This is a genomic window from Rickettsia amblyommatis (genome assembly GCF_002078335.1).
GTDB classification, from domain to species: domain Bacteria; phylum Pseudomonadota; class Alphaproteobacteria; order Rickettsiales; family Rickettsiaceae; genus Rickettsia; species Rickettsia rickettsii.
Genome location: NZ_CP015012.1, coordinates 1,284,231 through 1,296,054, shown reverse-complemented (window position 1 = coordinate 1,296,054; position 11,824 = coordinate 1,284,231). Strand labels below are relative to the sequence as shown.

Here is an 11,824-nt window from a genome sequence, read left to right as displayed (position 1 = left end):
GGAGTTTATCCTACAATTACTTTCAGCTTCTCTATAGTTCTTGGATCTTTTGCAAGTTCTAAAAATATTTCCTGCTCATAGGTAAGTAGCTCTTCTTCATTCGTTTCATTATGTGTATCAATAATATCTTGAAATTTGCTAAGTACCTTATTTTGTAGATCGTTATATTTTGATGTATCTATTGCTGTTGCTAAATTTATTTTAGGCAAAATAATTTTATGCGGAATCGGTACTATCTTTTTAGGTAGGTTTAATTTTAAAGCTTCCTCTAAAATATAATGCTTGTTCATATTTATGTGTATATTCTCTACATCATAATCTGCTTTAAAGTAATCGGCTGAACTTGTTTTATTCTGCTCTATAATATTGCTGATATTTCTAATTAGTTTAGTTTTATTACCATTACTTCGAGCAAACATTTCGGTAACACCGCCCCATCCGGGTATTAAACCAACACCAAGTTCTACAAGCCCTGCGTTAAGTTCTTGATTTCCTATAATAAAGCTTGAGTGCAATAACAGCTCACATCCACCTCCAAGTGCCACACCAAGACCACAGCTAATAACATGTACAGAGGAATATTTTAAGTGGAGCATGGTTTGCTGTCCCAGTTTTAGTAAATTCTCTAGATCATGAAAATTCTTATCTTCCATATAAGAAAGAAGAAGTTTTAAATCAGCACCGGCAGAAAAATTATTTCCTTGCGGATAAATATAAAGATTTTTACCGTCATTTTCGGCTTTACTTGCTGCTTCTTGTAGTAAATAAAACACCGCATGATTTAAACAATTCATTTTTGTCGTAATAACAAAAATCAAAGCATCTTGATAAAGTATTAATTTTGCCGAGCTATTCTCTAATACTATCTGACTTTCTTGTAAAATATCTTTGTGAGAATTAAATTTTTGTTTATCGATTTTTTGATATTCTTTATTGGCTAAATATTGCGGAAGTGGGATATGCATTAAATCGACATTTTTAATTACCGCATTCCAGCCGTTTTTAGCCGCTATAGTCAATAATTCAAATGGACCGTATTTCCAGCTGTAACCAAGCTTCATAGCAGCATCGATATCATAAATATTATCCATAACCGACGGAACTAGACTTGCTAAATAAACATAAAATTCCGTGATAATTTCAGTAAAAAATTTACCGTAAACCGAATCACTTACAAGAAGCTCATCAAGATTATTAAATGAAATATCTACTTTTTGAACAGGACTATATGATAAGTTGTTTATATTGATAACTTCTTTAATCTTTTTCCCATTTGATACCGATAAACGATAAAATCCACCGTCACCTTTACGTCCAATTAACTGCTTCTCTATCATCTTATCAAGAACAGGGGTCTTTACATATATTTTATGATAAGCATCATTTGCAGGAAGAGAGGCAAGTAATGAACTTGAAATTAACTTCATTACGTCATGCCCGATTAGATCATATAAACCGAAAATTCCGGTACTCGGCAGCCCCAAACATGTAGTAAATATTTTATCTATAGTAGCAACATCAAGATTCTGACTTATCGCTTTACGGGCTACTAATTCAAGTAAAAAACACCCTACTCTATTAGCAATAAAACCAGGCGTATCATTACATTTTACTATAATTTTACCAAGCGTTTTCGTTAAGAACTCTGATACTTTTTCTATTACTGCAGCCTTTATCGTAGGGTCTATAATTAACTCAAGCAGTTCCATATATCTTGGCGGATTGAAGAAATGCGTAATAACGAATCTAGATTTAATATTATCTGGTAAATTCTCTTTGAGTCTTTTAAGCGGTAATGTAGAGGTATTAGAAGCAATAATTGCATCTTCTTTAAGATAAGGAATAATTTTATTATATAATTGGTGTTTGATTTCTAACTTCTCAACAATAACTTCAATAACTAAATCACATTCTTTAATTAAATCTAAATCATATTCTAAATTACCGATGGTAATGAAATTTGCTTTATCAGGAAAAGATAAAGGTGGAGGTTGTTGTTTATACAAATTTTCTTTAGCGGTTTTAACTATTTTATTAGGATCATCGGAATCTTTAGCGATAATATCAAGCAGCACTACTTTATGAGAGGAATTAGCAATTAACGCTGCAATCCCTGAACCCATTACTCCCGCACCGATAACACAAACTTTTTTTATTTCATTTTGCATAAGTTACCTCCTGTGTCACCCCGTGGCTTGACCATGGGGTCCAGTTAAAAATACTAAAATTTTTTATTATTTTTTGGATCCCGTGGTCAAGCCACGGGGTGACATCGAGTGTGTTTTTCGATACACACAACCACGTCCCCTTGCAATGACGTTATGTCATAGCAACACTTAAGACTTTTACCGACGCCACCCCCGCTTGTCGTAAAATTTTAGCACATTCATTTATAGTCACAGTAGTGCATCATCGACTAATAAGATTTTTTTACTTACAATATTATACTTTGTATTAAATTTGATACTACCCTTTATATTATTTTTGTGTTGTTTTCGTGAGAGAAAAGTCTGAGACTTGGTCCATTTTGCTTTAGTTAAAATATCAGCTTTTAACATTTTATCGGTCACTTTTGCAATTTCCATAGCTAAAATATGAGCAGTATTATACATTCGTAGTAACCTCTTAAATCTATTCATAGGTACAGGTATGATTAAAATCAATATCTTTTATATCCTCGCTATATCTATTATATAAAAGCTTAGCAAAGGTCTTAGCAAATATCGTCTTATCTTGATATTTAAACTGATGCACTATTTTTTTGCTATGCTCATTAAACTTAAATAAGCTGCGCGCAAACTCATAATTAGGTTTGTTGCTATAACAATTTCCACAAATGCAGTTATCAAAGATTTTTATACTAAATCTTTGTCTACATATACTACAATAGGGTCTTGCTATAAACTCTAGCTTCTTCCAATAATCGCTACAAAATTCACCGCTCCCCCCTAGTATTTCCGCACCGCTTAAACATCTCTGCGGCAAGATATAATCTATAGGATAATTATAAGTCTTTATTAACAATTAAAATCCTCTTGAAGATTCATGGTGTTTAGAAGCATTCGGTGTTGATTGTGATGATGGTGAGCTAGCACCATAACGAACCCCCTTGCCGTGTAACAAATTCTCTTGCATATGTTGTGCTTGCTCATGAGCTTTGTTTTGCTCAGGTTTTACTTTATTGCTAACATTTGGAGTTATAAAAGATTGAGATGTTTCTTCTTTTTTACGGTATATTTCTTTTAAATCACCAAATTGCGATTCAACAAAATAACCGACTACTGCTTTTACTGCCGATTTAACTTTTTCAAAATTAGTTTTTTCAGCAGGAGGAGCAAATTCAGGTCTCGCTGCAACCTTTGCTCTAGTTACATTAAAATGCTTTCTTAGCTGCCCTTCACTTAATTGATCAATGTTAGGGGGTATAGTTAAAAATTCTTCTAATGCTTTGGTATCTATTTTTGCTTGCCTTTCTTTTTCAAGCAAGTCTTTCTTATCTTCATAATTTCCTATTGATGTTTTTAAACTATTTATTTGATTTATTTTATCTTTTTTGCTCCATACGCACTAAATTAGCATCTCCTTCACCTATTACATTAGCTTCTCCTCCAAATAGCACACCTCCTTGCCCTACCAAACCGCCTATAATACTACCTACAGAGCTTGCTTGTGCTACTAAAGATACCGTCTCTAAGGTAGTATCTCGTATTACTTTTAAAATCTCTTTAGTTCTAGTTGTATTTAATTTTTCAGGTTCAACTTTTTCTTGGTAAATTTTAGGTAATTGAGTATCCAAGAAATTTTTAAGTTCAGGGCTATTTTTTGTTTTATCTATTCGAGCAGTAACTACTAACTCTGCTTGCTTCACATAATTAGCTTTAATATTTTCTAAAGTTTTTTTCTTTCTATCTAAACGCTTATCTTCTTTTACTTCTAAAGTTTCTTTTCCAACATTGTAAGCAACGGCTGATAAAGAAAGTGTAGCAAGCCCAACCCCGACGGGAGTGGGATTAAGGACTAACGATACTGCGACGCCACCAATTCTAGCCGCACGTCTTACTGCTTTACTACCTAATGTTTTATATGTTTTCTCTAGAACATTTGCTGCAGTTTCACCACCGGGTAGTATCCTGATTTTATTTAATGCTCTATAGGCTAAACCGGGACTTGGGGGACCTTTTTCTTTAATTTTTGCACCTTGCTGAAGTTTATCAACCGGATCATAAGCTTTTGCTACTTTTTCTCCAACGTTAATTACTCCTTCTACTAATATGAGTAGGACTAGTGATAACTTTACTGCCCTCCTGTACCACTTCGATTGCTACTCCACTGCAGCGATTCCGGCACGAGCAACTCTAGCACCGTAAAGTGCCGTATCCTCTTGCAGCGTTCTTTTTCCTGCTGGCTTATTTTACGATTGCCGTTCCTGTGGAGGCTCAGAAGCTTTTGTTTGTGCTGCTTCTAAAAGCTCTACTCTTTACAGGGGTATTTATTGAAGATTTAAGCTTATTATCTTCTGCTGCATTTTTTATTCCTTCTTCAGGAGTATTAATAGATGATTTACTGCTTAAATTTTCTTTACTCATGCATATCTCATAAAATTATGTTCTATGTTATTTCACATTCTATGTCATTCCCGCGAAAGTGGGAATCCAGTAATCAAGAATCGATAAAAGCATTGTTTGTTTATACTTTTTAAAAGATGGATTCCCGCTTTCGCGGGAATGATATCAGAACTAACTAGAAATGATACAAAAGAACACTCACCTCTTCCCCATCGCATAGCTAGTAATCAAGTTTTTTACAGGTTTAAAATTATTTATCACCTTAAATCCTATTTGTCTTAAACATCTTAAATTTTTGGAATAATTTGAAAAAATATTATTTAACTCATCAGTCAGCTTATACATAATAAAATTATCCTCTTGCCTTAGTTTTTGATATTCTTGTAATGTGCCATTATTACTAACTATCATACTCAAAATCTCTATATCCTTTATGCCCTGATTAAGTCCTTGTCCGGCGAGCGGATGTACTGTGTGGGCAGTGTCGGCAATAAGCACTATACAGTTATGAAAATATCTATTTGCTATACGGGCTTTTAGTGGAAAGCTACTAATCTCACTATCAATAGTAATTTTACCTAGGGCATTACCGGCATTTCTTTGAGTTAAAAATCTCACTTCTTCTACAGGCAAATTAACAATTAAAGCAGCCTGATCAGAAGAAGTTGACCATATTACGGATGAAGCATATTGATCTTTTAAAGGCAGCAAAGCAAAAGGACCAAGCGGCAGGAAATGCTCCATAGCACAATTTTCATGCGGCTTTTCATGCTTAATATTAAATGTAAGAGCAGTTTGATAAGGTTTCTCAATTTCATTAGCAAAGTAATGAGACCTCACTTTTGAATTTGCTCCGTCACATATAATTAATAAATTACACTTAATTTGTTTATCATCAAATTTTATAATCGAGTAGTCATTATGGCTTATAACCTCTTGATATTGATTATTATCAATTAATGTTATCAACGGATTATTAGTTATTTTTGACAATAGCATTTTTTTAAAGTCGCTATTCTTAACCACATATCCAAGTACAGCGTCAGTGTCATTTCGTAAGTCTAATATCTCTGAAGCCTTATTATCTACTACATATATGTCTTGCATTTCTGCTACAAACTTCTCAAGCTCTTCCCATATATCAATAGAGAATAAGAAATTTTTAGAATGTGGCGTTAAAGCAGTAGTTCTTATATCTTTAAAAAACTCTGGGCTTTTTACCGATTTACTCTCGAATATAGTAGTTTTTATACCCTTTTGTGCAAAAGAAAGTGCCGTTAGCATACCGCTAAGACCGCATCCTAAAATTACCGTATTAGACATCTTCCCAAACTCTACTTCTAGAGGTAATTTGTGCGTCGATCCGATACTCGCATCCTCACGTACGCTTGTGTACGCTACGGTGCTGCGTTTCGTGTCTCCTACAAACTCCTCTCTATAAACGCATTTGGAAAGATGTCTATCAATCTGTTTTGTTTTCATTCGATTCATTTATGAAATATTTTAAATATCCGTTTGTTGCTATAAAGCTTAGAAGAAAATAAATAATTGCTATATCCAAATATGAACTATTGCCTGAGTATAAACCTAAACAACAAATAAATAAACTCGCTAAAGTCGTGAAGCTATTTAAAATCAATAAATTTGTAAAAATATCCGTTTTGCTGATAAATAGGTATGTTATTAAGCAAATAAATAATGAAATAATAATTAAAAAGATGTTAAGCATAATTTTTAAAATCGGTTTTACTGTTGGATACACAATCGTCATCGTGATTGCGAGGAAATTACGAAGTAATTGACGAAGCAATCTCAGGAGCTTGTTATTATTTCATGAGATTGCCATGCTCCCTACGGTCGCTCACAATGACGACTTGGATATCCTACCTCTCTCATTATATATAATCATTTATAACACTACAAACTGCAAATAAAATTAATAAAATAATTTTAATATTATGTAATCTTAGCCAACCTTTACATTAAAATAGCTATTGTGACAAAAATGTTATAAAAAAAATGTTGCTTTCTTTTACATTCGGCATTAACGTATATATTTAGGTTCTTACGTACGATTTCTAAAAAGATTTAACTTTGGCGATTTTCTGCTGCAAATTATAAGGTTTTTGTTTGAAATATGAATAACTAATTCTTTCAAAAATCTTATTAATTTTCGCTAAAAAATATCGTAAAATAGTAAATCAATTAGAAATCGTACGCAAGAACCTAGTATTAATATTTTTAAGGTAAATTGTAATGTCACAACTAGATGTTTTAATAGTAGACGATGAAGAGAGTATACGAAATCTCATTGCTGCAAATTTGAAAGATGAAGGTTTTAACCCTAAGGTTGCCGCTAATAGTACTCAAGCCCTTAAAATACTTTCCGAAAAACCGGTCTCTGCAGTTATACTTGATATTTGGCTTCAAGGAAGCGAAATTGACGGGCTTGGGATTTTAGAGATAATTAAAAAACGCTATCCTTTAATGCCGGTAATAATTATTAGCGGTCACGGTACTATAGAAACAGCAGTAAATGCTATAAAAATGGGTGCTTACGATTATATAGAAAAACCATTTAATACTGATAAATTAGTTATTTTACTTACAAGAGCTTGTGAAGTAACAAAGTTAAAACGTGAAAATATAGATTTAAAATCAAAGGTTATAGATAAAACTGAATTAGTAGGTGGATGTTCGGTAACTTTAAAATATAAAATGGAAATAGAAAAGGCAGCTAGCTCTAGCAGTCGTATAATGATTCACGGTAAAGTCGGTAGCGGTAAAGAACTTGCAGCAAGATTAATTCATAAACAATCTAAAAGAGTTAATAACCCGTTCATTATTTTCAGCCCTACCTGTATGACTACGGAAAAAATCAATCAAGAATTATTCGGCAAATCGGAAAAGCAGGCAAATAATAATAAACGCCCTACTATCTTAGAATTTGCCAATAACGGTACTTTATATATAGATGAGGTCAGTAATATTCCTATTCCTATCCAAGTAAAATTATTAAAATTCCTGAAAGATCAAACTATTACAAAACCTTGCGGAAAAAATATTAAAGTTGATATAAAAATTATCACCGGTACTTCTAAAAATATCCAAGATGAAGTTAATAACGGCAAATTCCTAGAAGATCTATATTATCGCCTTAATGTATCCTCTCTAAAAGTACCTTCATTATATGAAAGAAAAGAAGATATACCGCTACTCGTTAAATATTTTGTTAAGCAACTTTCAAAATTTTCAGGTTTAAAAGAACGTAGCTTTGCCGATGAAACTATCGCTGCTCTTCAATCCTATGAATGGCCGGGCAATATTAGACAATTACGTAACGTTGTTGAATGGACTTTAATTATGAATCCGTTAACTGCAGGTAATAATGAAATTATCAAACCTTATATGATACCTTCTGAAATATTAGCAAATAGTGCTAATCTTACAAAACTTGAAGATAGCTTTGATATGTTATCTATGCCGCTTAGAGAAGCTAGAGAAGTTTTTGAGCGTCAATATCTATCGGCACAAATGAGTCGTTTTAATAATAATATTTCAAAAACATCCTCATTTGTCGGTATGGAAAGATCGGCTTTGCATCGTAAATTAAAATTATTAAGCTTACATATACCGCCTACAAATAGAATAAATGAAGAAGAATATGAGGAAGCAAATGCTTAAAGTCATATCAATAATTACTATTTATTTGTTATTAAGCAGCTGCTCCGAGTCTACTCGTGATGCGAACGGATTACTTACGGATAGCCAAAGCACGATAATTCGGAATTATATAATATCGCAAAATTCTAAAAACCTTAAAGTGAACCTTAAAGAGAAGTTCGGTTCAAATTTAAAAGGAGTAAAATTAATAGGAGTAAAGCTAATAAATGAAGATTTATCAGGAATAGATTTGACTTCCTGCGAAATATTACGTGCTGATTTTGCAGGTAGCAATTTAGAAAAAGCAATACTTACAAATGCTATAATTCAAGAAAGTAATTTTGCAGATTCGGTAATAAAAAATATTTCCGGATATAATTCTGACTTTCAAGGTTCAATGTTTCACAATATAACATTACAAAATACAAATTTTGTTCAATCAAATTTTAGCGATACTGCTTTTAATAAAACTACTATAATAAATGTCAACTTTGAAAATTCTAAATTTAGTCATGTATTATGGAGCAATAATACTATCGACGGTGTTAATTTTCAAAAAGCTAACCTAAAGAATAATAGCTTTAAAAATACTAATATAACAAATTCAATATTTTACGGTACGGATTTAGAAAAAAGTGTAATAAATAATACCAATTTTACTAATAATTATTTTGAATCTAGCGACCTAAGTCAAACTAAATTAACAGCAGTAATAATTAAGGATTCTAACTTCACACAAAGTATTTTTAATGAAGTAAATTTTAATAACGTACAAAGTAATAACTCTTTCTTTTCATACGCTTCCTTTCAAGATTCAACATTACAAAATATTAGCCTTACTAAATGTGATTTACAAAATAGTACAATTAGTAGTTCAGTTTTAAATCACTTTAAAATCGATAATGCTATATTAAATAATATGAATCTAAACGATAATAAATTTAATAATTTATCAATAAAAAATAGTAATGCTAATTTTGTAAGGATTAATAACACTAAAGGCTCAAATATTACTTTAGATAATATTAGCTATACTAATAATATCTTTAGCAATAATGATTTTAAACAATTTATAGTGATTAATACTGACTTAAACAGCAGTGAAATAATAAACTCAAATATCACTAACGGACAATTTAATAATGTAAATTTTTCTAAATCTTTAATACAAAACATAAATTTTTCAGATGTTAAAATTACTTTAGGCAATTTAAACCAAGTAGCTCTAATAAATTCCAATCTAACAAATACTGCGGTTATTAACTCTGTCCTTTCTAATTCGCAAATAAATAATATTAACTACCAAGCGTATTCCGGTTTTATTAATACTAATGTTTCTAATAATATTATTTTAAATAGTGATAATTCGAGCAAAATTCTACCAAATAATATAGTAATAAATTCGGTAAAAGATTTACAAAAAATAACTCACTTAGCAAATATGAACTTAACAAATTTTGACTTGAGCAACTTAATATTTGATAGAGTAGATTTTTCAAATAGTATCTTTAAAAATGCTAACCTAACAAATACGGTAATAAAAAATTCTATTTTAAAAGAGGCTAATTTTTCTGCAGCAATACTTACTAAAACAGATTTTTCAAACTCAATATTAACAGATAGTATATTTAAATCAGCTAAAATTGATCAGGCGGGCTTTAATAACTCCGACCTAACAAATGCCGATTTTACCGAAGCAGCAATTAAAGATACTTCGTTTGATAAAGCTAAGACAAGCGGAATGAAGTAGAATAATCTTTAAATACCTTGGTCCTTTATACGAACATTCAGTATGTCATCCCCGCGTGGCATTGTTGCGTAGATCAGTAAATGCTCTTTATGTCATTCCCACGAAGGCGGGAATCCAGTAAAACATATACAAAATTTTTTATATGCTTATTTTGTTAAAGGTATAATTTTGTCTAATATTAAGGGTTATTTTTCTAGATTCCTGCTTTCGCAGGAATGACACAGCATTTACCTTTGGTTGCTCTTGGATGAAGACCTTGCTTTATTCGTAGGAGTATTAGACGGTGTAAATGAATTATTATTTATAAAAGCAGTAGGACTTTGCTGCTTCATTCTATTAATAATTTGTTGTTGTTTAAGATTATTTATCTTTTGTTTTCCGGCTCTCCTTATAGATTTAGTAATTTTGGCAGTTTCTACAAATATTTCCTTAGGAGTTTGTAGCTGATCAATTCGCGCATAATGTTTTTTAAGAAACTCTTCTTTTATCTTTGGCTTTATTCCTTTCAAATCAACATATGTTCTATATAACTTCTTTAATTTTATTTGTTGCTTGGAAGATTTTTGAGGCAGTGCTTTAATCGAATTAACAAGACTACTACCTATTTCTTTTATAATATTAACTGCAGGCGAAGCTATTTTCTTTATTCCTTCATAAATTTTATCTAACCCACTAGCAATAACATCTAATAGTTTAGGCGCATATTCTTTAGATATAGGGGGTATATCCCTAATAATATCTCTCGCTTCAGTTAGATTATTAGCTAAATGGAGTAATGCTTGTTTCTCCTCTAACTCGGTAGAGCGATTAGCATATGCACTAGCTATATCTGCCTGAGCATCTATAGTATCGGTAATTATTGATTTAGTATCATTAAAAGAAAGATCTATAGGTGTCTTTTTTTGCGTTATAGGGCTGTCTTCTCTTAATTTATCTAGCCTATCACGTATTGCTTGGTCTTGTTGATCATTAAGGCTTTTACTTTTTTGTTCTAGTTTAAGCTCAGATTGCAACTGCTCAATTAGATCGTCTACTTCATTACCGGATTTTTTTGTGGGGATATAAGGTCTATCTTGGAGCTTTGCAAACCTTTCTTCTAATTCTTCAAGTGATGGAGGAATACCTTTAAGTTTTGCTAGTCTTTCTTCTAATTCTTTTATTATTTGATCGTCCTGCTTTTTCTTAGACATATATACCTCTATAATAATTCCTAGGTTTTGTAAAAGAAAATTAATAAGATTTTTGCAATAATAGTTATTCCTATTTCAAACAAATCTTATGATTTACAACAAAAAATAGATTAATTTAATTTTCCGCACGCAAAGCCTAGTTATTAATAACACAAACTACTAACTAAAATAAAGTATTTTTTGATATGAGTTAAGATATAATTATACAAAGCTAACATTACCCGCGTGGATCAGTTTTGCCATTTGCACCTAGTGTCTTGATCACGGGGTCTAGTTAAAAATACTAATATTATTAGTATTTTAAGTGGTTTTCTGGATACCGCACAATTCAGCTAATTCTGCACGTGCCTTATTTTCTCATATAACTTTAAACATTTTTCTTTTTTAACCATTCCCTAACTTCGTCAGTAGTGTAAGTTTTAAAATCAGGGGTATTAATTCTTTGCAAAGCAATTTTAGCATCTTCTGAATCTTCTTGTATTTCCTGTAGATAATATTCAATTGCTTTACGTACTAATATATTATACCCTTGTGATCTGTCTAAGTTTTTTGTTGACTATGCTAAACTATTATTTAGTTCGTCCGGAATAGTTAAATTCAGTCTTGCCATCTTGTGACCTATCTTTAATTAATAACACATTACGACACATAATAGC

10 protein-coding genes and 2 pseudogenes are annotated in these 11,824 nt (G+C 31.5%); 2 read left to right on the top strand and 10 right to left on the bottom strand.

Annotation, left to right across the window (positions count from 1 at the left end; genetic code table 11):
- Positions 1-5 precede the first annotated feature (5 nt).
- From A3305_RS07420 to A3305_RS07380, 9 genes and pseudogenes are all read right to left on the bottom strand, one after another.
- The gene (locus A3305_RS07420; RefSeq protein ID WP_014392382.1) at positions 6-2,168 is read right to left on the bottom strand and encodes a 3-hydroxyacyl-CoA dehydrogenase/enoyl-CoA hydratase family protein; all 2,163 of its coding nucleotides are present in this window, start codon (positions 2,166-2,168) and stop codon (positions 6-8) included.
- A gap of 228 nt (positions 2,169-2,396) precedes the next feature.
- A complete protein-coding gene (locus tag A3305_RS07415) occupies positions 2,397-2,612 on the bottom strand; it encodes a ComF family protein (RefSeq protein ID WP_045799437.1) in 216 nt (71 codons plus the stop codon).
- 19 nt (positions 2,613-2,631) lie between these two features.
- Complete coding sequence (locus A3305_RS07410) at positions 2,632-3,024, bottom strand: double zinc ribbon domain-containing protein (protein WP_014392380.1); 393 nt, start codon at positions 3,022-3,024, stop codon at positions 2,632-2,634.
- Positions 3,025-3,486, bottom strand: coding sequence for a hypothetical protein (locus A3305_RS07405; protein ID WP_014392379.1), 462 nt, complete (start codon positions 3,484-3,486; stop codon positions 3,025-3,027).
- Positions 3,487-3,544: 58 nt separating this feature from the next.
- Positions 3,545-3,868: a hypothetical protein gene (locus A3305_RS07400; protein ID WP_014392378.1), complete on the bottom strand. Its 324-nt coding sequence runs from the start codon at positions 3,866-3,868 to the stop codon at positions 3,545-3,547.
- Between the two features lie 27 nt (positions 3,869-3,895).
- Positions 3,896-4,129 (bottom strand): annotated as a pseudogene (locus tag A3305_RS11670) (hypothetical protein); the annotation flags it as partial.
- A 164-nt stretch (positions 4,130-4,293) separates the two neighbouring features.
- Positions 4,294-4,586: pseudogene (locus A3305_RS09685) on the bottom strand (hypothetical protein).
- 177 nt (positions 4,587-4,763) lie between these two features.
- Complete coding sequence (gene ubiH / locus A3305_RS07385; RefSeq protein WP_014392376.1) at positions 4,764-6,047, bottom strand: 2-octaprenyl-6-methoxyphenyl hydroxylase; 1,284 nt, start codon at positions 6,045-6,047, stop codon at positions 4,764-4,766.
- Positions 6,028-6,294 carry a monovalent cation/H+ antiporter complex subunit F gene (locus A3305_RS07380; RefSeq protein ID WP_014392375.1) on the bottom strand — a complete coding sequence of 89 codons (267 nt, stop codon included), beginning with the start codon at positions 6,292-6,294 and terminating at the stop codon, positions 6,028-6,030. The genes ubiH and A3305_RS07380 overlap by 20 nt, the downstream gene beginning before the upstream one ends.
- A gap of 527 nt (positions 6,295-6,821) precedes the next feature.
- Between A3305_RS07380 and A3305_RS07375 the strand changes: the two genes are divergently transcribed.
- Positions 6,822-8,249 carry a sigma-54-dependent transcriptional regulator gene (locus A3305_RS07375; RefSeq protein WP_014392374.1) on the top strand — a complete coding sequence of 476 codons (1,428 nt, stop codon included), beginning with the start codon at positions 6,822-6,824 and terminating at the stop codon, positions 8,247-8,249.
- The gene (locus tag A3305_RS07370) at positions 8,242-9,978 is read left to right on the top strand and encodes a pentapeptide repeat-containing protein (protein ID WP_041860515.1); all 1,737 of its coding nucleotides are present in this window, start codon (positions 8,242-8,244) and stop codon (positions 9,976-9,978) included. The genes A3305_RS07375 and A3305_RS07370 overlap by 8 nt, the downstream gene beginning before the upstream one ends.
- Before the next feature lie 227 nt (positions 9,979-10,205).
- On the opposite strand, the gene A3305_RS07365 is transcribed toward A3305_RS07370, so the two are convergent.
- Positions 10,206-11,168 carry a hypothetical protein gene (locus A3305_RS07365; protein ID WP_014392372.1) on the bottom strand — a complete coding sequence of 321 codons (963 nt, stop codon included), beginning with the start codon at positions 11,166-11,168 and terminating at the stop codon, positions 10,206-10,208.
- Positions 11,169-11,824: the final 656 nt, after the last annotated feature.

Bases quoted from the DNA above. Each gene is read 5' to 3' on its own strand.
- ubiH (WP_014392376.1), bottom strand. From the start codon at position 6,047: ATGAAAACAAAACAGATTGATAGACATCTTTCCAAATGCGTTTATAGA.
- A3305_RS07370 (WP_041860515.1), top strand. From the start codon at position 8,242: ATGCTTAAAGTCATATCAATAATTACTATTTATTTGTTATTAAGCAGC.
- A3305_RS07415 (WP_045799437.1), bottom strand. From the start codon at position 2,612: ATGTATAATACTGCTCATATTTTAGCTATGGAAATTGCAAAAGTGACC.
- A3305_RS07375 (WP_014392374.1), top strand. From the start codon at position 6,822: ATGTCACAACTAGATGTTTTAATAGTAGACGATGAAGAGAGTATACGA.
- A3305_RS07380 (WP_014392375.1), bottom strand. From the start codon at position 6,294: ATGCTTAACATCTTTTTAATTATTATTTCATTATTTATTTGCTTAATA.
- A3305_RS07420 (WP_014392382.1), bottom strand. From the start codon at position 2,168: ATGCAAAATGAAATAAAAAAAGTTTGTGTTATCGGTGCGGGAGTAATG.
- A3305_RS07365 (WP_014392372.1), bottom strand. From the start codon at position 11,168: ATGTCTAAGAAAAAGCAGGACGATCAAATAATAAAAGAATTAGAAGAA.